This is a genomic window from Thermococcus indicus (genome assembly GCF_006274605.1).
In the GTDB taxonomy this organism is placed as follows: Archaea; Methanobacteriota_B; Thermococci; order Thermococcales; family Thermococcaceae; genus Thermococcus; species Thermococcus indicus.
In genome coordinates, this window is sequence record NZ_CP040846.1 from 586,550 (window position 1) to 604,341 (window position 17,792).

Annotated in this window: 19 protein-coding genes and 2 tRNA genes; 14 read left to right on the top strand and 7 right to left on the bottom strand. The window is 55.1% G+C overall.

Features of this window, described 5'->3' with window-relative positions; all coding sequences use genetic code 11:
• Positions 1–549: 549 nt before the first annotated feature.
• A tRNA-Gly gene (locus FH039_RS03205) sits at positions 550–627 on the bottom strand.
• A gap of 106 nt (positions 628–733) precedes the next feature.
• On the opposite strand from FH039_RS03205, the gene FH039_RS03210 reads away from it, so the two are divergent.
• A tRNA-Arg gene (locus tag FH039_RS03210) sits at positions 734–811 on the top strand.
• Positions 812–862: 51 nt separating this feature from the next.
• Here FH039_RS03210 and FH039_RS03215 read toward each other — a convergent pair.
• Positions 863–1,945, bottom strand: a complete 1,083-nt coding sequence (locus FH039_RS03215; protein ID WP_139680180.1) for a hypothetical protein — start codon at positions 1,943–1,945, stop codon at positions 863–865.
• Position 1,946: 1 nt separating this feature from the next.
• Positions 1,947–2,780, bottom strand: a complete 834-nt coding sequence (udp, locus tag FH039_RS03220; RefSeq protein WP_139680181.1) for a uridine phosphorylase — start codon at positions 2,778–2,780, stop codon at positions 1,947–1,949.
• Between the two features lie 64 nt (positions 2,781–2,844).
• Here udp and FH039_RS03225 point away from each other — a divergent pair, with 64 nt between their 5' ends.
• From FH039_RS03225 to FH039_RS03265, 9 genes are all read left to right on the top strand, one after another.
• On the top strand, positions 2,845–3,900 hold the full coding sequence (locus FH039_RS03225) for a pyridoxal-phosphate dependent enzyme (RefSeq protein ID WP_139680182.1): 1,056 nt from the start codon (positions 2,845–2,847) through the stop codon (positions 3,898–3,900).
• Between the two features lie 34 nt (positions 3,901–3,934).
• Entirely contained in the window at positions 3,935–4,816 is an 882-nt protein-coding gene (locus tag FH039_RS03230) for an MEMO1 family protein (protein WP_139680183.1), read from the top strand.
• 37 nt (positions 4,817–4,853) lie between these two features.
• Positions 4,854–5,228, top strand: a complete 375-nt coding sequence (gene mntA / locus FH039_RS03235; protein WP_139680184.1) for a type VII toxin-antitoxin system MntA family adenylyltransferase antitoxin — start codon at positions 4,854–4,856, stop codon at positions 5,226–5,228.
• Positions 5,225–5,653 carry a type VII toxin-antitoxin system HepT family RNase toxin gene (gene hepT, locus FH039_RS03240; RefSeq protein WP_139680185.1) on the top strand — a complete coding sequence of 143 codons (429 nt, stop codon included), beginning with the start codon at positions 5,225–5,227 and terminating at the stop codon, positions 5,651–5,653. Before mntA ends, hepT begins: the two co-directional genes overlap by 4 nt.
• A gap of 76 nt (positions 5,654–5,729) precedes the next feature.
• Positions 5,730–6,038, top strand: a complete 309-nt coding sequence (locus tag FH039_RS03245; RefSeq protein WP_139680186.1) for a nucleotidyltransferase family protein — start codon at positions 5,730–5,732, stop codon at positions 6,036–6,038.
• Positions 6,035–6,373, top strand: coding sequence for a HepT-like ribonuclease domain-containing protein (locus FH039_RS03250; protein WP_139680187.1), 339 nt, complete (start codon positions 6,035–6,037; stop codon positions 6,371–6,373). The genes FH039_RS03245 and FH039_RS03250 overlap by 4 nt, the downstream gene beginning before the upstream one ends.
• Positions 6,370–7,374 carry a mevalonate kinase gene (locus FH039_RS03255; protein WP_139680188.1) on the top strand — a complete coding sequence of 335 codons (1,005 nt, stop codon included), beginning with the start codon at positions 6,370–6,372 and terminating at the stop codon, positions 7,372–7,374. The genes FH039_RS03250 and FH039_RS03255 overlap by 4 nt, the downstream gene beginning before the upstream one ends.
• Entirely contained in the window at positions 7,371–8,162 is a 792-nt protein-coding gene (locus FH039_RS03260) for an isopentenyl phosphate kinase (protein WP_139680189.1), read from the top strand. The genes FH039_RS03255 and FH039_RS03260 overlap by 4 nt, the downstream gene beginning before the upstream one ends.
• 56 nt (positions 8,163–8,218) lie before the next feature.
• The gene (locus tag FH039_RS03265; protein ID WP_139680190.1) at positions 8,219–8,953 is read left to right on the top strand and encodes a hypothetical protein; all 735 of its coding nucleotides are present in this window, start codon (positions 8,219–8,221) and stop codon (positions 8,951–8,953) included.
• On the opposite strand, the gene FH039_RS03270 is transcribed toward FH039_RS03265, so the two are convergent.
• The 4 genes from FH039_RS03270 to FH039_RS03285 form a co-directional block, all read right to left on the bottom strand.
• Positions 8,954–10,138, bottom strand: a complete 1,185-nt coding sequence (locus FH039_RS03270) for an NAD(P)/FAD-dependent oxidoreductase (protein WP_139680191.1) — start codon at positions 10,136–10,138, stop codon at positions 8,954–8,956.
• Between the two features lie 4 nt (positions 10,139–10,142).
• Complete coding sequence (locus FH039_RS03275; RefSeq protein ID WP_139680192.1) at positions 10,143–10,592, bottom strand: 4Fe-4S dicluster domain-containing protein; 450 nt, start codon at positions 10,590–10,592, stop codon at positions 10,143–10,145.
• The gene (locus tag FH039_RS03280) at positions 10,592–11,062 is read right to left on the bottom strand and encodes a 4Fe-4S dicluster domain-containing protein (protein WP_139680193.1); all 471 of its coding nucleotides are present in this window, start codon (positions 11,060–11,062) and stop codon (positions 10,592–10,594) included. The genes FH039_RS03275 and FH039_RS03280 overlap by 1 nt, the downstream gene beginning before the upstream one ends.
• An 85-nt stretch (positions 11,063–11,147) precedes the next feature.
• Positions 11,148–13,082 (bottom strand): aldehyde ferredoxin oxidoreductase family protein, encoded by a 1,935-nt coding sequence (locus tag FH039_RS03285; RefSeq protein ID WP_139680194.1) that lies wholly within the window; start codon positions 13,080–13,082, stop codon positions 11,148–11,150.
• 137 nt (positions 13,083–13,219) lie between these two features.
• Here FH039_RS03285 and fni point away from each other — a divergent pair, with 137 nt between their 5' ends.
• The 4 genes from fni (at position 13,220) to FH039_RS03305 (ending at position 17,736) form a co-directional block, all read left to right on the top strand.
• A complete protein-coding gene (gene fni / locus FH039_RS03290; RefSeq protein WP_139681600.1) occupies positions 13,220–14,350 on the top strand; it encodes a type 2 isopentenyl-diphosphate Delta-isomerase in 1,131 nt (376 codons plus the stop codon).
• Between the two features lie 397 nt (positions 14,351–14,747).
• Positions 14,748–15,116: a hypothetical protein gene (locus tag FH039_RS03295; RefSeq protein ID WP_139680195.1), complete on the top strand. Its 369-nt coding sequence runs from the start codon at positions 14,748–14,750 to the stop codon at positions 15,114–15,116.
• Between the two features lie 186 nt (positions 15,117–15,302).
• Positions 15,303–16,637 carry an RNase J family beta-CASP ribonuclease gene (locus tag FH039_RS03300; protein ID WP_139680196.1) on the top strand — a complete coding sequence of 445 codons (1,335 nt, stop codon included), beginning with the start codon at positions 15,303–15,305 and terminating at the stop codon, positions 16,635–16,637.
• A 67-nt stretch (positions 16,638–16,704) separates the two neighbouring features.
• Positions 16,705–17,736 carry a polyprenyl synthetase family protein gene (locus FH039_RS03305; RefSeq protein ID WP_139680197.1) on the top strand — a complete coding sequence of 344 codons (1,032 nt, stop codon included), beginning with the start codon at positions 16,705–16,707 and terminating at the stop codon, positions 17,734–17,736.
• Positions 17,737–17,792 lie beyond the last annotated feature (56 nt).

Consider the following 17,792-nt stretch of genomic DNA (forward strand, 5'->3'; position numbering starts at 1 on the left):
AGCAAAGTTTGATCAAAGAGCGCCCTCCTCACAGAGAAGCAACAAAATTAGTCGTGCACTGGAGAACTGGATAATTTTAAGCAGGGTTTAATACAAAAGGAAGCTTTTCAGAGCAGTTTCAACTTGCCATTGGCGCCCTTTGGGCGCTTTTTCAGAGAGAAACACTCACCAAAGAGCAAATCGAGAATAAACCCGCATGAACAGTTAGCAAATTCCAAAAAGGCACCCAATCTCCCGCCAGCGCTTGCGAAGGAAGCTCTTGGAAAAAGCTTCACCAAAAGTTAGTAGCTCCCTTTTGAAATGTCCAATGGGGGATTTTACTCGCAAGTACTCATTTCCAACTGAGAACTCTTTGAAATGGGTCTTCATAAGGGGTTTCCTCTCTTCTTGACGCCCGAAGGGCGTCGATTTAAAAGCAAACCCACACCAAAGGAGCAATCCAACAGGTTCTCCCTCTTAAATTTGGCCACTCGATAAAAAACCACTCAGAATTTAGCTTTTCAGAAAGGAGCTACAAACTTTGATGAAACTTTTCGCAAGAAAAGTTTCTGGTGCGGTGGCCGGGATTTGAACCCGGGCCAGCGGCGTGGCAGGCCGCTGTCCTAGACCAGGCTAGACTACCACCGCACTCCGCGGCCCGTTACATACTCACCTGCGGTTGATTTATAAATCTTTCGGTTCTGTGGGACGGTTAAATTTATAAAGCGTTCCCGGGAAGGTTTAGCTGGCAAGTGCCCCGGTGGCCTAGTCTGGATAGGGCGCAAGGCTGCGGACCTTGAGGTCCGGGGTTCGAATCCCCGCCGGGGCGCCACAATCCTGTTCTACCCACAGGCATGTTCCGCTGAATGTCATTCAAAAAAGTTCACGGCTTAATGAGTGAACCATTCTCTATGCGCTTTCCCAGCTCGAAGAGGCCTTTTGAGGTTTTTCTCAGGCCATCATCGCCGGTACGTTTGGCTTCGTTCAGCATTTCAAACGCCAGGAACTTCAGAATCCTGCCGAGCTTCCATTCATCCGTGGCCCAGAGGAGGGTTCTTCTAAGGAAGTCCTCCCTCACGCCCTTCCTTTTCGTGGCTTCGTAGATAACCAAAAGCCTGGTCACAGGGTTGTACACCTTGGAGAGATAGTACTGTATCCTGTTTTCGTCCTCCGGATGAAGCTCAATCAGTGCCGCTCCAAGCATGTCCGCGCGTACTAATTCCTCGAATATTTTCTCAGCTGTCTCAACGTTGCCCCTTTTGAGATACTCCATCCCGATCTCTTCCAGCAGGGCGCTTTTCATGGGCTCAGCCAGTCCCTTGGCGAGTTTCCTTGCCTCCTCGAGGTTCCCCTCATCAATGAGCTTGAGTATGTACTCCGATACGTACTCGGTTTTCTCGGTATCCTCCCCCGCGAAAACCGGCTTTGGGGGTGTTCTGCCCTCGAGCCTTTTTTCAAACCGCGGTATTATCCCCATTTTCATCTCGCCTTTGATCGGTAGGATTTCGGCGCCCGGCATTATCTTTCCGTCCTTGTACGCCAGTCCGTACGGGAGGGGCTTCAGGTCCTCGATGTCGCGGTCGGTGAGATCGAGCTCGCTCAGCCTTACCTCCGAAACGCCTTTCTGTATGATGCTCTTTGCGAGGTAGTTGCTCACGGTCCTGAAGGCCTTTTTCCGTGTGAACTGGTTTGTTATCATCCTCGCTGCCTCGAGGGCCGCTTTGAAGTTCCCCTCCTTTGAAAATAAATACGAAAGGGAGCGCAGGGTCTCGTCCCTTATGGTTGGGGCCACGATTCTCTGGGCTATATCCATGGCCCTCCCGGGGTTTTCGGCGTAGGCCTCGGCCACCCATTTGAGGGCATAGTCGCGCCAGTATCTGTCGGCTATCCCCTCTGCAATGTTTAGGGCCTCTTCCCGTTTTCTCTCTGCCAGCAGGCTTTTGACTGTGAGGAGTTTTGTGTCCATATCAACCCCTCAGCCCAGGGAACCAGACCTTCTTTCCGGCCCTCTCCTTCTCCTCGTCCCACTCGGCGAGTATCTTCACGGCCTCGCTGGCGACTAATGCCGCTTCCTTCTCGCCGGCCTTGCCGAACTCGTTGGTTACCCTGTTGGCGAAGACGGAGCAGACGCAGCCGGCCCTCAGCCCGTAGATGTTGGCGAGGGTGTAGAGCGTCGCCGCCTCCATCTCGAAGTTGGTGACGTTGGCCTGCCTCAGGTCGTCCATTATGTGCTTTGCGAAGCTCGGGAAGTAGCCCTTCAGCCCGGGTCTCCCCTGGCCGAGGTAGAAGCTGTCGGTGGAGGCCGTTATGCCGAGGTGATAGCGCACACCCAAAGTCTCGGCGGCCTCGATGAGCGCTAAAGTAACCTCAAGATCCGCAACTGCAGGGTATTCCACGCGGACGTACTGCTTCGACGTCCCCTCTAGCCTGACGGCAGCTTTGGCAATGATGAGGTCTCCGATTTCCATTCCCGGCTGTATCGCACCGGTCGAGCCTACCCTTATGAAGGTGTCCGCGCCTATCGCGGCAAGCTCCTCTATGGCTATAGCGGTCGAGGGGCCACCTATTCCGGTTGAGGTAACGCTTATGGGAACTCCCTTATACTTGCCAGTGTGCGTTCTATATTCCCTGTGGAAGGCTATCTCCCTCGTTTCATCCCAGAGGGAGCTTATCTTTGGGACCCTCTCGGGATCACCGGGGAGCAGGACGTATCTCGAAACGTCCCCCGGTTTGCAGGCTATATGGTACTGGTAACCCTCCTCCGTCTGAGGTCTCTCTGCCGAAACGAACTTCTCAACCATGGCAACCACCTTTTTAAGTTCCGGTATGGGGGTATATATATCAAAAGCCTAAAAAGGTGATGTTATGCTCCGCTGTTCCCGCTGTGGAAGGACATACCCTGAAACCTTCCGGTTAACCTGTGACTGCGGGGGAACTCTGCTGGTAGAGGGTCCCGGAGCGGGGTTTACCCCCTTTGGCCACCTGGACATGAGACGCTATCTAGCCCACCTGCCCATAGGCAGTTTGGTTCCTGTACCAGTACCGGGGATAACGCCCATCAGCGAAATTGAGGTCGGGAGAGTAAGGGCGATTTTCAAACTGGAGTATCTCCATCCCAGCGGTTCCTTCAAGGACAGGGGAACTTGGGTTACCGTTGCGAAGCTTCTTGGGGAGGGCATAGACGAGGTTGTCCTCGACAGCTCTGGAAACGCCGCACTGAGCTTCGCCCTCTACGCTTTACCCGCGGGGATAAAGCTCCACGCCTTCATCTCCTACGATGCAAGGCGCGAAAAGGTTCTTCTCCTCCAGAAACTCGGGGCAATCGTTCACTACGTTGAGGGAGATAGGACGGTCATCCATGAGAGGGCTCGGGAATATGCAGAGGAAAAGGGTTTGACCTACGTAACCCACTGGCTCAACCCCTACTTCATTGAGGGAACAAAAACGATTGCATTCGAGGTTTTCGAGCAGTTCGGCGTTCCTGACTATGCCTTTGCCCCCACGGGAAGCGGAACGCTCCTTCTTGGCCTCTGGAAGGGCTTCAGGGAGCTAAAGGAGATGGGTGAGATAGCCGAACTTCCGAGGCTGGTTGCGGTCCAGGCTTCGGGTTATGAAAGCCTCTGTGAAAGGAGCCCCTTCACGAACAGCTTGGCGGACGGCATAGCGATTCCAAGGCCGCCAAGGCTCGACGACATGAGGAGGGCCTTAAGAGAAACCAACGGCATGTGTGTAAGCGTCTCACGAAGCGAAACCGAGGGAGCGTTGAGCTGGCTAAAGAGGGCAGGTTTTCTGGTTGAACCCACATCCGCCGTTGCCCTTGCCGGGCTGTGGAAGCTAATTGAAACGGGAGAAATACCGGATGGTTCTTCTGCCCTGCTTCCCCTGACCGGTTCAGGCCTCAAACTGACCGAAGGTATTTAGACCTTGAGGGCGATGAACTTCTGGAGGTGGGAGAATGGCTGAGGTGAGGTATCCGGCCGTTGCTGGAAGCTTCTATCCCTCAGGTGGGGCGCTCATCGAGATGCTGGAAGAGTTCTTGGGGGACCTCGGTAAAGCCGGAAGCGAGAGAAGAATAACAGCCGGCGTTGCGCCCCACGCGGGCTACGTCTTTTCCGGCTACACGGCTTCGAGAACCTACAAGGCCATCTACGAGGACGGTCTGCCTGAGACCTTCGTAATCCTCGGGCCGAACCACACCGGTTTGGGTTCGCCGATAGCAATCTATCCAGAGGGAGAGTGGCTGACTCCACTCGGGGAAATTGAGGTCGATGCCGAGCTGGGGACGGCCATAGCGAAGCTCTCTGGCATAGCCGATTTGGATGAGCTGGCCCACAGATACGAGCACTCGATAGAGGTTCAGCTCCCGTTCATCCAGTACCTCGCTGAAAAAGCCGGGAAGGAAGTTAAGATAGTGCCGATAGCCCTCGGCATCCAGGACGAGGATGTCTCCGAAGACCTCGGAAGGGCCATCTTTGAGGCATCGAAGGAGCTCGGCAGGGACGTCGTGGTGATAGCGAGCACCGACTTCATGCACTACGGCCCGGTTTACGGCTACGTTCCCTTCCGCGCTAGAGCGGGCGAGCTACCCCACAGGATAAAGGAGTGGGACTTCAGGGTGATAAGGAGAATCCTCGACTTCGACGTTAGAGGAATGTTCAGGGAGCTTCGCGAGATGGACCACACCATGTGCGGGCCCGGGGGCGTTGGAACGGCTATAGTCTACTCCCGCCTGGCTGGAGCACTTGAGGCCGAGCTTTTACACTACACGACGAGCTACGAGGTGAGCAGAAGCACCGATGCGATAGTTGGCTACGCGAGCATAGTCTTCAAGCGCTGAACGAAAAGGCCATAAGGGGGTTTTCCTATTTTCACCCATGAACATTGAGGATGCCGTCAAAAAAATCCTTGAGCTCGGTGGAGAGCGGGTGAAGTTCGTAATTCTCTTCGGCTCCCAATCCAGAGGCGAGGCCAGAAAGGACAGCGACGTAGACCTGTGCGTTTACTACGAGGGAAGCCCGAAAGAGGCGTTTCTTTTCCGGATGCTCGTTCTTGGAAGCCTTCCCGAGAATTATGATGTTCAGATTTTTCAGCTCCTTCCGGTTTACCTCAAGAAGGAGTGCCTGAAGGGTAAAGTTCTCTTCTGCAGGGACGAGACGTTCCTCTACGACCTCGCCTACGAAACGCTCAAGGAGTGGGAGGACTTCAGGAGGTACTACTACGACTACCTTGGACTGGAGGCGATAGAATGAGGGTCGAGCTCATACGCTCCAAGATAGAGGAGATACTTGAGAGCCTCAGGCTGATAGAGGAAAACCTTCCAGATGATTTTGAAGACTTCGAATCGCTCGGTATAGTCAAGGACGGAATCTACAAGCGGGCCGAATTTGCAATCCAGAACGTGATTGATATATGTGCCGTGATAAACTCCGACCTGAGGCTCACGATGCCGGAAAGGGAGGAGGACGTTTTTGAAGGGCTTGTTCGCGCAGGGATAATTCCTGAGGAGATGGCTCACAAACTCAGGCTCATGAAGGGCTTTCGCAACATCCTTGTTCACAGATACGGGAGGATTAATGACAGGTTGGCCTTTGAAGTCCTCCACGAGCACCTTGGGGACATCTATGAGTTCGTTGAGCTGATAGGAGACTTTTTACGGGGTCAAGAGCGGGGCTGAAGGAGTGGTCGCTACGCGAGCATAATCTTCAGACGGTGAACGAAAAGGCCATAAGGGGCTTTTCTTATTTTCTATCATGCAGACCGCACGCGTTAGAACACTTGAGGATGTCCAAAAAATCCTACGCGCTCACAGGAAGGAACTGAGTGAGAAATATGGTGTTAAGCGTATTGGTGTCTTTGGCTCATATTCACGAAATGAGCAGAGGCCGGACAGTGATGTTGACATTCTCGTGGAGTTCAAGCAGCCCGTGGGGTTAATAGAGTTCATACGCCTTCAGAAATACCTCGAAGAACTCCTTGGGGTTAGGGTTGACCTCGTAACCAAAGGGGCTTTGAAGAGACGCATTAGGGAACGGATTCTCAAAGAGGTGAAGTACGTATGAGGGACCCTTTTCTCTACGTTGAGGATATTCTTGAGGCTATTGAGAAAATTAGACGGTATACAGAGGGTATGGGCTTTGAGGACTTCGTGGAAGATGAGAAAACGGTCGATGCAGTAATCCGAAACCTTGAAATAATAGGGGAAGCAGCGAAGCACATTCCAGATGAGTTTAAGGCCCTTCACCCTGAGGTCCCCTGGAAAGAAATTGCAGGGATGAGGGACAGGTTAATCCACGCTTACTTTGGCGTTGACCTCTCGCTCGTTTGGTACACGGTTCAAAACGAGCTTGACGATTTGGAAAATGTCATGAGAAAGCTTCTGGAGGGTCAAAGATGAGGGTTCTGGCATCTGCCCCGGCTAAAATTATCCTCTTCGGCGAGCACAGCGTCGTTTATGGAAAGCCAGCTATTGCTGCGGCCATAGACCTCAGAACCTACGTGTGGGCGGAGTTCAACGAGAATGGTGCCATAAAGATAGAGGCCAAGGACATCCGCGTTCCTGGCTTAACCGTTTCCTTCTCAGAGGACGAGATCTACTTTGAGAGCGACTACGGAAAGGCCGCGGAGGTTCTCAGCTACGTCCGTCAGGCGATAGAGCTTGTGAGGAAGGAGGCCGATGCTAACGGGAAAGGAATCACAGTCTCTATAACGTCACAGATTCCCGTTGGAGCGGGCCTCGGATCATCCGCTGCCGTGGCTGTGGCAACAATCGGGGCCGTTTCCAGACTCCTCGGATTGGAGCTGAGCAACGAGGAAATAGGAAAACTCGGCCACAAAGTTGAGCTCCTCGTTCAGGGGGCGTCGAGCGGTATAGATCCAACGGTTTCAGCTATAGGCGGCTTCATCCACTACGAGAAGGGGAACTTCGAACACCTGCCCTTCATGGAGCTGCCCATAGTCGTCGGCTACACCGGTTCGAGCGGCTCAACCAAGGAACTCGTCGCGATGGTTAGGGGAACCTACGAGGAGATGCCCGAGGTTATAGAGCCGGTGCTCGTTGCGATGGGCAAGATAGTCGAGAAGGCCCGCGACGTTATAACCTCCGACCTCGACGAGGAGCTCCGCTTCGCCCAGCTCGGGAGGCTGATGAACATAAACCACGGACTTTTGGATGCCCTCGGCGTCTCAACGAAAAAGCTGAGTGAGTTAGTTTATGCCGCGAGGGTTGCAGGGGCCATAGGGGCCAAGATAACCGGCGCCGGCGGTGGCGGCTGCATGTACGCTTTAGCTCCGGAGAACCAGAGCGAAGTGGCAACGGCGATAACGATAGCCGGCGGAACGCCGATGATAACGAGGATAAGCCGTGAGGGGCTTAGAATAGAGGAGGTCCTGCCATGATAATCGTCAAGGTCGGTGGTAGTGTCTTCAGCGACAAGAAAGGTGAACCGGAGAACTTCGACCACGAGACTGTAAGTAACATAGCAAGGGAGATAGCCAAGTTCTATCCCCGTGAGGACTTCATAATCGTCCACGGCGGCGGGAGCTTTGGCCATCCTGAGGCGAAGAGGTACGAAATACGCGAGGGTCTCCCCAAGGAATGGGAGACCGCCCACTACCGGAGGATAGGTTTTACCCTCACCCACCAGGCCATGCTCAGGGCGAACGCGAAGTTCATCGAGACCTTCGTCGGGGAAAACCTCCCTGCCTTCTCCGTCTCGACCTCCTCCGTCTTCATAACCGAGAACGGGGAGGTAAGCTACGGCGACCTTGAGGTGATTGAACGGCTCCTCGACCTCAAGTTCATCCCCGTTCTCTTCGGGGACGTCTCGATAGACCTCGCGAAGGGCATAGACATCCTTTCCGGCGACCAGATCATCACCTACCTCGCCAAGATGCTCGAGCCGGAGAAGGTGATATTCCTGATGGACGTTGACGGAATCTACGACGGAAAACCCGGGGAAGGCAGGCTGATTCAGGAACTCAGAAAGGAGGAGATAGATTCCCTCCTCGAGAGGCTCCACTGCACCTCTGCTGGAACCGACGTCACCGGCGGAATCTGCAACAAGCTGGGGGAGGCGAAGAAGATAGCCGAGCACTCGGAGGTCTGGTTCGTTAACGGGAAGGTTCCTGGAAGGCTGAGCGGGGCGATAAGGGGCGACGGCTTTGGAACGAGGATCAAAATGTAACGCCTTTCAAGCGTAAACTTTTTATTTTATTTAGGTTATCTCAATCGGGATCTGCGATGGTGAAAAAGACTCTGGCACTCATACTCGTGCTTGTCATCTTCGGGTGGGCGTTCCTCGGCATTGAAACGGCCGCCAGAATGGGTGGCCTGAACGACTTCATGGCCAGTCCCGGTGACCTCGAGGTTAAGGGTTCCCTTGTGGAGACACCGAACGGGTCGGCATTTGTAATCGAGTGGCATCTCCAGAGAAAACCCTTGGAACGGCTCCTGAATGGCCGTGACTCGGCGTTCCTGTTCTATCCCTCTGGTGTTCACATATCCGGAAGCGTTTATCCGCTCATAGGTGGCTTTCCGGAGGTGAATCTCACGGTTTACCCCGCGGGAAGGCAGGTAAACCGGAGCAGGGTTGACTATACCATCTGGTACTACGACACCCCCGGCTGGGCCGTTCCGAAGGTCGAGATGGTGAGAGCAGTCTACCTCGTTCCCCCAAACGTGAGCGGCGGCAGGATGGAGATACCCCTGATGGCCACGAACTGGTCCCGCTGTTCTACCATTCCGGTGGTCTTTTCATACTTCCACGACACCGGTGGAAAGCGTATAACTCCTGATCACATCGACCTCCGGCCGGAGCTCCATCTCGGCCCAGACTACCCCTTCCTCGGCAACGGCACCCTGGAGGTGCTCTTTGACTTCAATACCTCCCACTGGGTCGATATGTATTTGGGGAAGCGCGGCGGCTGGATGGAGGTTAGGGTCTTCAACGTGACGCTCCCGTGTGAGGGCGACTGATTATCCCCAAGCTTCCTTTATCTTGATATACGCCTCCGTGGAGCCTATCGAATGGAAGTGGCCGAGCTGAACCCTCTGCCATCCGAGAACGTGCCCTCGTCCGTCCGTTAGTGTGGCTTCCCTCCAGTTCCTCCCTTCTGAGATTTTCATCTTCACCCCGAAGCCGAACCTCTCCGCTTCGGCCGGGGTTAATCCTACGGAATAGACCTCCGCCCTTCCAATCCTCTCGTACACCGCGGGGATTACTCCCCTATCGAGAGCGCCCTTCCCCGCGATATCATCCCCTATCAACCGCGCGTAATGCCCGGCGACGAAGCCCAGGGGACGGTAAACGGCCTTTCCGGTGATGAAGTCCCAGCTCACCGCGCAGTCCCCGAGGGCGTATACACCGGGAACCGCGGTTCTTCCAAGCCTGTCGATCTCTATCGGCCTTCCATCGTCCTTCAAAAGCGAGGAGTTGGGCCTCACGCCGGCGGCGAGAACAATCGCATCTACATCGAGTCTCCCCCCGCCCTCCAGTCTCATCCCTTCAACCTTTCCGTTTCCTTCGATCTCCTTTACGAGTGAACCGGTGAGAATCTGGATTCCCTCGTCTTTCAGGTGTTCCTCGAGGAACTCCGAGAGGTTTCTTGTTAAGATGCTGGGGAGCGCGCTTTCCTTCGCCTCGACCACGATAACGCTGTGCCCCCTCTCCTTCAGCGCCACCGCAGCCGTCAGCCCGACGAGTCCAGCCCCGATTACCGCTACCTTACTTCCGGGAGGCAATGAGACAAGAAACTCAACATCTTCTCGGCCGTGGAATCCGATAACACCCCTCTTCTCAATCCCTTTTATCGGCGGCACGAAGGGCTTTCCTCCCGTCGCCACCACCAGCTTGCTGTATCTCAGCCGGCGTTTTCCGTTTCCGGTTTTAACTACAACGAGCCCTTCCTCTTCTCCGAGTCTTAGGGCTTCGCCTTCTACAACCTCGATGCCTGCCCTTTGAAGGTTCTCCGCAAGGCCGAGTACGGCCCCGTCCGGGGAAAGTCTTTTGGAGACTATCTCCGCGAGGCGGTGCCTCGTGTAGGGCGGCCACTCCTTCGCCACGATGGTTATTCTGTCCGCATCAACCCCGTTCTCAATGAGGTTGAAGGCCGTGTAGAGCCCCCCGATTCCACCTCCAACTATCACGATTTTCCCTTCCATGCTCTCACCGCAGTCCCTTGAATTCGAGAAGCTCCACCACGGAAGGTTTCTCCCTCATCAGAGCCCTCTTTCTCTCGACTCTCTCGTAGACGAGGGCCCCCTCTTCGCAGGCCGCGACGCACCTCGGGCTTCCAGAGCAGAGGTCGCACTTCGCCATCGTCCCGTCCAGCCTTAGGAAGACCGCGCCGAATGGACACACCGCAGTGCAGGCCTTACAGGAGGTGCAGAGCTCCTGGTTCAGGGTCACAGCTCCATTCTCCGAAATGCTGAGCGCCCTGAACTCGCAGACCTCAACGCATGGTGCCGGGTTGCAGTGGCGGCAGACCACGATGTCCCATCGCTCCGGAAGAGCGGGAAGGGGAATCACCCTAATCCCATCCCCGATCGGGCACGCCTCGACGCAGTCCATACAGCCGGTGCACTTCTCCGTCAGAACGTGGAGAAGGTATTCCATCAGACATCCAGCTCCCCACTCTTCTCCACGAGCTCCATCAGGTATTCAACGGCCTCTTCCGCCTTCTTCCTGGAGTATTCTGGCGTCTCCTTCCCACCGTAGAGTCCGTAGGCGACGCCGGCCGCCTTGGCCTTCTTCAGCTCCCTCGCGGCTTTCTTCTCCTCCATGTAGACTATGGCATCGTGCGGACAAACCGCCACGCACTCGGGCTCGCCATCGCAGAGGTCGCACTTTATCGGCCTCGCCTCTACCTCAAAGCTTATCGCCCCGAAGGGGCAGGCGTAGGCGCACTCCCTGCAGCCTATGCAGCGGTCGTAGTTTATGACGTAGGCCCCGTTTCTGTCCCGGCTTATCGCATCCACGGGGCAGACCCTCTCGCAGGCCGCATCGCGGCACTGGAGGCAGTAGACCTGAACCGACGTCTGTACCTCGGGCTTGGTGAGGATGGTTATCCTCGACAGAGAGGTCAAAGACGCCGTGGTGCCTGAAGGAGCACGCTAATTCGCAGAGGTGGCAGCCGGTGCAGTTCTCGTAGATTACCGCCAGCACGAACATTCAGGCCACCCCCCTTACCGGGCCGTCCCACTCGGGGAACTCCTTCCCCCCAATCTGGTCGGCGACGTAGCCGATGTCGAGTCCCTCCAACGTTTCCCTCCTCGGATAGGCGGTCTCCACGTCGCATCCGCGCCTTTCCAGGTACTCGTCAACGAGCTCCCAGTGCCTTTTGAGTTGAGCCTTTGCCCTCTCCGTCGCGGCGAACTCGGGCGGGAACTTGACGTCGTAGTGCTTCTTTTTGATCCCCTGCCTGACGTTGAAGGCCATCTCCGTGAGGTATATCCTGTCCGTTGCGTCTATGACGTCCTTCTCGGTGAACTCTATGCCGGTGAAGGCCGTTAGGAGCATCGCCGTTCCTTTGAAGACCGGATACTTCCAGACGAGCGGAACTGCCTGGAGCCAGCTGTTTATCGAACCCTTGCACCTCCCGAGGGAATCGGCTAAGGTGCAGGCCCTTTCACCGTAGATGAGCGCCCCAACCGGGTCCTTCCTGTAGTCCGGCAGACCGGCCTCAAGCATTCCCCTCACGACCTCGATGTCTATGAGCTTGTCGTTCTCCCAGTAGGCCCACGAGCGCCCCCTGAGGTGGTCGGCCCCCCTCGTTGACGTCGCGTGGGAGAGGGTAAAGACCCCGTTGATAAAGTCAACCTCGTACCAGCCCCGGTTCACGCCCTTCACGTCGTAGCAGTAAGCTAAAGCATCTTCCCCGTAGAGCTTTGCGAAGTTTCTGTAGCCCTCGGCCAGTTTGTCCCAGAAGCCCTTCCTGTAGGCGGTCATCTCGATGAGTTCAATCTGTTCCTCGGCATCTCCCCACTCAAGCGAAACACCCTTCACATCCCCCCTGCTCAGGATGCCCTTCTCGTGGAGGAGTCTCGCGAGGGCTATAGTGTCTCCGAGCGTCATCACGTCCATCCCGTACTCGTCCGCCATGTGCTCCATTCTCAGAACCGCCTCGGTGTCGGTTACGCAGTTGTTGCTCCCGAGGGCGTATATCGACTCGAACTCGCTCGCCGTCCCGTATTCCCCCGTGCTCGGCAGGTAGTAAACGTCCTTGCAGGCGAGCGGACAGGAGAAGCACTGGGTTCTCCCGACTTCGTACTCTGCCAAATCCTGCGGCCTTAACCCGATCGGCAGCTCCTCCGCGCTGAGGGGGACCTGAAAGTACCTCCAGCTTGGATACCACTGTATCAGCCCGTAGTGGGTCCCAATGACGGAGTAAATCCTCCTGACGAACTCGTTGCGGTTGAAGTAGTCTATGTCCTCCTTAGCAAGCCCATAGAACCGCTCCGGGTCGGCGGGCTCAACCCCCTTCGTCCCGATGACCGCTATCGCCTTGAGGTTCTTCGAGCCCCACACGGCACCGCTTCCTCTCGCCCCCGAGTGGTACTTGTCCACCATCGTCGTGGCGAAGCGCACGAGGTTCTCCCCGGCGGGCCCTATCCCTGCGACGCTCACCTCATCGCCGTGCTCGTCCCTCAGCCAGTCCACGGTCTCGCCGGTGGTCAGGCCCCAGAGCTCCTCCGCGTCCCGTATTTCGACCTCGTCATCTTCAATGAAGACGTACTTCGGTTTTTCGGCCCTCCCGGTCACGATGACCTGCTCATAGCCGGCAAATTTCAACATCGCTGAGAACTCGCCGCCGGCGTTCCCGTCCCCGAGGATGCCAGAGAGGGGTGAAAGGGTGCTTATATGAAGCCTGCTCGTCATCGGCAGTGCCGTTCCCGCGAAGGTTCCGTTGCCCAGTGCGAGAACGTTCTCCGGGCTCAGGGGGTCTATTCTACCGGGTATCATGTCGAAGAGGGCCTTTGAGTTGAAACCCCTTCCCCCAAGATACCGCTTCACGGTCTCGGACAAAACTTTCCGTTTAACGACCTTCTCCCTTGTTAGGTCGATGATCAGAACACTGCCCGTATTCGGCCTGGATGGTGTTGACATTTTTTCATTCCTCCGTGAAATGAGCCATAATATGCCAAATTCCACGTTGATGTATATAAGCGTTGCCGGGATTGTGAGTCGAGTTGCGCTCCAAAAACCTCTTAACCTCCGGCTCCATTCTCTCTTCGGTGGTTGAAATGGAGGCTTTTGATAGGGAGGAACTCACCCTCATCAGGAAGTTCGAGCACATCGAACACTGTTTGAAGAGAAACGTTCAGGCCCACGTTTCCAACGGTTTTGAGGACGTTCACTTCGTTCACATGAGCCTGCCGGAGATAGACAAGGAGGAAATAGACCTGGGCGTCGAGTTTCTCGGGCGGAAGTTCGACTACCCGATTTTCATAGCCGGAATGACCGGTGGAACTAGGGGCTCTCAGCTCGCAGGCAAGATAAACAAGACTTTAGCGAAGGCCGCCCAGGAGTTGAACATACCGATGGGCGTCGGCAGCCAGAGGGCGATGATAAGGAAGCCCGAGACATGGGAAAGCTACTACGTCCGTGACGTCGCTCCCGATGTGTTCCTCGTCGGCAACCTTGGTGCCCCTCAGTTCGCCGAGACGATGCCCGACAGGTACGGGATTGAGGAGGCCTTAAAGGCCGTCGAGACGGTTCAGGCGGACGCTTTGGCGATACACCTCAACCCCCTTCAGGAGAGCGTCCAGCCGGAGGGCGATACGCAGTACCGGGGCGTCCTCAAAGCTTTAGCGGAACTCAAGGCCGAGTTCCCATATCCAATAATCGCCAAGGAAACCGGTGCCGGCGTTTCGATGGAGGTCGCGGTGAGGCTTGAGAGCATAGGCATAGATGCCATCGACGTCGGCGGTCTGGGTGGGACGAGCTGGAGCGGCGTTGAGTACTACAGGGCAAAGGACGAGATGGGCAGAAACCTCGCCCTTCGCTTCTGGGACTGGGGGATAAAGACGGCAATAAGCGTTGCTGAGGTCCGTTACTCAACGGATCTGCCAATTATAGCCACCGGTGGAATGCGCGACGGGATAACGATGGCGAAGGCCTTAGCCATGGGTGCAACCTTCGCCGGCGTTGCACTGCCTCTCCTCAAGCCGGCCGTGAAAGGCGACGTCGAAGGAGTCATCAAAGTCCTCCAGCGCTACATTGAGGAAATCAGGAACACCATGTTCCTCGTTGGGGCAAGGAAGGTCGAGGAGCTGAGGAAGGTTCCGCTCGTGGTTACGGGCTTCACGAGGGAGTGGTTAAGCCAGAGGATTGACTTAGCCGAGTTTCTTAGGGAAAGGCGAAGAAAAGCTTAGCTTTTTATTTCAATGTTTATTTTTACTCTTTTACTTTGCGTTCTTTTGACTAATCGGGTTTCATAAAGATGCAGTTGGAAAGTAATAATTCATCCAGAAAAAAGCCAGGGAGTTCAGGCACATCAAGTTCAGTAATATCATCACTATCATACTTAAACCCCACAAGTGTAGTGCTCCCAAAATTAGGGATTTGTCAAAATACAAGAACTTGGCATTAACTAATGGAAGAACTGCCGTAATTAACGTGTTAAAAAAAGAATAAAGCACTTGCTGATTCTATTGATTTTATCGTACTTGAATACAATGAAAAAGAAAATGCTTGGGTAATTTCAGGATATAACTACTCAGACCATCACAGCAAAAGTCTTATTTAAACCTATGCAAAAATCTATAGGCGGTGGTTGACGTGTATCGAGGACAACACTCAGATTTTTTCAATTTTCTCTTTGATGCTTTTGTTGACTTATTTGTGATACTCATCCTTTCAGCAGGGACAGGGGCAATATTCTATGGGATTGCTTCCTATTTTGGAATGGTGGAACTTGGGAAAGCGCTTATGTTTTCAACTCTCGCTGTTGTTTCTGCATTGGTATTTGGCTCAGGAGCTTTGTTCCATATGAGCAGGCGTACAAATCGTGTCTTATTACTCCCCCTTCTAACCGTGGTTGTGTTACTCTTCTATTTCAATCAACACGCCCTTGCAAGCATCCTTTTGGGTGCCTTATTTGTTTCCTGTTTCCAAGTAAAACGATCGGGAAATTCTTAAAATTTACTTGAGATATCAGCTATAATAAGCGATAACTATAGGGGGAAGCAGTATCACTTTTGTCCGGGCAACTTATCCTGGAGTAATTTAATCCGGGAATGCACACCTTTTTAAACCCTGGGAACAACTAAGACCAACGCAGCCCCACGCCTCAGGAGAGGCCTGGGGGCGTAAGGAGGAATAGACATGATAAAAATCCACACAGTTAGCGGTTACGAGGAAGTCGGCAAGAACATGACCGCCGTCGGTTACTCCAACGGCGGTAGGGAAGAGGTCGTCATAATCGACATGGGCATAAGGCTCGACCGCGTTCTCATCCATGAGGACGTCAACATCCAGCAGTTCCCCACGAAGGAACTCCAGAAGCTCGGTGCAATTCCTGACGATTCTTCAATCAGAAACAAGAAGGTTGTCGCCATAACCTTCACCCACGGGCACCTGGATCACATAGGCGCCATCGGCAAGCTCGCGCCCCACTATCCGGACGTCCCGATATACGGAACGCCGTACACGATAAAGCTCGCCAAGAGTGAGGTCAAGAGCGAGCAGTACTTCGAGGTCAAAAATCCGATGTACGAGACCGAATACGGCGAGATAGTCCAGGTCAGCGAGAACCTGGCGATAGAGTTCGTGCAGATAACCCATTCGATACCCCAGGCGGCTATGGTCGTCGTCCACACGCCTGAGGGCGCGGTCGTCCACACCGGCGACTTCAAGTTCGACAACAACAATCCCCTCGGCGAGAAGCCCGACTACAAACGCCTCAAGGAGCTCGGCAAGGAGGGCGTCAAGGTTCTCATCCCGGAATCCACGCGCGTCTCCGAGCCGACCAAAACCCCGAGCGAGGCCGTTGCCCAGATGCTTCTGGAGGACTTCTTCCTTTACGAGGGCATGGAGGCGGATGGGCTGATAGCTACGACCTTCGCCAGCCACATCCCCAGGCTCCAGGAGCTCATATGGATAGCCAACAAGATGGGCAGGCAGGCGGTTTTTGTCGGCCGCTCCCTGGCCAAATACACCGGCATCGCCAAGCAGCTCGGGCTGATAAGGATGAAGGGCGCCCGTGCCGTCAGGAGCCCCAACGCCGTAAGGAAGGTTCTCGCGGAGGTCTCGGGCGCGAGGGAGAACTACCTTCTCGTGGTCACCGGCCATCAGGGCGAGCCAGGGGCGGTCCTCACGAGGATGGCCAACGGCGAGCTCTATGACATCGGCAAGCGCGACACGGTTGTCTTCTCCGCCGGAACGATACCCAATCCCCTCAACAAGGCCCAGCGCTACGTCCTCGAGACGAAGCTCAAGATGAAGGGTGTGAGGATGATCAAGGACCTTCACGTTTCCGGCCACGCCAGCAGGGAGGACCACCGCTACCTCATCAGGATGCTGAACCCGGAGAACATCGTTCCAGCGCACGGTGAGTTCAGGATGCTCACGCACTACGCGGAGCTGGCCGAGGAGGAGGGCTACCTGATAGGCAGGGACGTCTTCGTGTCGAGGAACGGTTACCTGGTCGAGATAAGGTAGGGCAAAACTGATAAAGAGTTGCCCTCTTTTTCCTTTAGATTGCTTTCATCACTCACGGGGTGATATAATGGGGAAGTACGATGAGCTGTTCGCAAGGGTTAAGACCATGGCAAAGGACGTTGATAGGGCAATATTCGAACTCATCCCTGAGAAGGAGCCGAGGGCTCTCTACGAGGCCTCCAGGCATTATCCGCTCGCCGGTGGAAAGCGCGTCAGACCCTTCGTGGTTCTCCGCGCGGCCGAGGCCGTCGGCGGCGACCCGGAGAAGGCACTCTATCCTGCCGCTTCCGTCGAGTTCATCCACAACTACTCGCTGGTTCACGACGACATAATGGACATGGACGAGCTGAGGCGCGGAAGGCCCACCGTCCACAAGATCTGGGGCGTCAACATGGCCATCCTCGCCGGCGACCTGCTCTTCAGCAAGGCCTTTGAGGCTATAGCCAGGGCCGATGTGAGCCCGGAGAAGAAGGCTAAAATCCTCGACGTCTTGGTCAGGACATCCAACATGCTCTGCGAGGGGCAGGCCCTTGACATCGAGTTCGAGACGAGGGAGGAGGTCACCGTTGATGAATATCTCAGGATGATAAGCGGCAAGACCGGGGCGCTCTTCGAGGGCTCGGCGGAGATAGGCGCGATAGTCGGAACGGACAACGGGGAGTACATCAAAGCGCTCGCCAAGTGGGGAATGAACGTTGGAATAGCCTTCCAGATATGGGACGACGTGCTCGACTTGATAGCCGACGAGGAGAAGCTCGGAAAGCCCGTCGGCAGCGACATAAGGAAGGGCAAGAAAACGTTGATAGTGGGCCACTTTTTCCAGAACGCGAGCGAGGAGGACAAAGCCGAGTTCCTGAAGGTTTTCGGCAAGTACGCGGGCGATGCAAAGGGCGACGCTCTGATACACGACGAGAAGGTCAAGGAGGAAGTTGAGAGGGCCATCGAACTCCTCAGGAAGTACGGCAGCATAGACTACGCCGCTGAATACGCTAAGAACCTCGTCAGGGAGGCCAACGAGGCCCTGAAGGTTCTCCCGGAGAGCGAGGCGAGGAAAGATCTGGAGTTGCTCGCCGAGTTCCTCGTGGAGAGGGAGTTCTGATTTCGGCCCCCTTTCCTTTGATTCTCTAACCATAGGGTTCTCATGCAAAATCTTAT

Bases quoted from the DNA above. Each gene is read 5' to 3' on its own strand.
- FH039_RS03215 (WP_139680180.1), bottom strand. From the start codon at position 1,945: ATGGACACAAAACTCCTCACAGTCAAAAGCCTGCTGGCAGAGAGAAAA.
- udp (WP_139680181.1), bottom strand. From the start codon at position 2,780: ATGGTTGAGAAGTTCGTTTCGGCAGAGAGACCTCAGACGGAGGAGGGT.
- FH039_RS03225 (WP_139680182.1), top strand. From the start codon at position 2,845: ATGCTCCGCTGTTCCCGCTGTGGAAGGACATACCCTGAAACCTTCCGG.
- FH039_RS03230 (WP_139680183.1), top strand. From the start codon at position 3,935: ATGGCTGAGGTGAGGTATCCGGCCGTTGCTGGAAGCTTCTATCCCTCA.
- mntA (WP_139680184.1), top strand. From the start codon at position 4,854: ATGAACATTGAGGATGCCGTCAAAAAAATCCTTGAGCTCGGTGGAGAG.
- hepT (WP_139680185.1), top strand. From the start codon at position 5,225: ATGAGGGTCGAGCTCATACGCTCCAAGATAGAGGAGATACTTGAGAGC.
- FH039_RS03245 (WP_139680186.1), top strand. From the start codon at position 5,730: ATGCAGACCGCACGCGTTAGAACACTTGAGGATGTCCAAAAAATCCTA.
- FH039_RS03250 (WP_139680187.1), top strand. From the start codon at position 6,035: ATGAGGGACCCTTTTCTCTACGTTGAGGATATTCTTGAGGCTATTGAG.
- FH039_RS03255 (WP_139680188.1), top strand. From the start codon at position 6,370: ATGAGGGTTCTGGCATCTGCCCCGGCTAAAATTATCCTCTTCGGCGAG.
- FH039_RS03260 (WP_139680189.1), top strand. From the start codon at position 7,371: ATGATAATCGTCAAGGTCGGTGGTAGTGTCTTCAGCGACAAGAAAGGT.
- FH039_RS03265 (WP_139680190.1), top strand. From the start codon at position 8,219: ATGGTGAAAAAGACTCTGGCACTCATACTCGTGCTTGTCATCTTCGGG.
- FH039_RS03270 (WP_139680191.1), bottom strand. From the start codon at position 10,138: ATGGAAGGGAAAATCGTGATAGTTGGAGGTGGAATCGGGGGGCTCTAC.
- FH039_RS03275 (WP_139680192.1), bottom strand. From the start codon at position 10,592: ATGGAATACCTTCTCCACGTTCTGACGGAGAAGTGCACCGGCTGTATG.
- FH039_RS03285 (WP_139680194.1), bottom strand. From the start codon at position 13,082: ATGTCAACACCATCCAGGCCGAATACGGGCAGTGTTCTGATCATCGAC.
- fni (WP_139681600.1), top strand. From the start codon at position 13,220: ATGGAGGCTTTTGATAGGGAGGAACTCACCCTCATCAGGAAGTTCGAG.
- FH039_RS03300 (WP_139680196.1), top strand. From the start codon at position 15,303: ATGATAAAAATCCACACAGTTAGCGGTTACGAGGAAGTCGGCAAGAAC.
- FH039_RS03305 (WP_139680197.1), top strand. From the start codon at position 16,705: ATGGGGAAGTACGATGAGCTGTTCGCAAGGGTTAAGACCATGGCAAAG.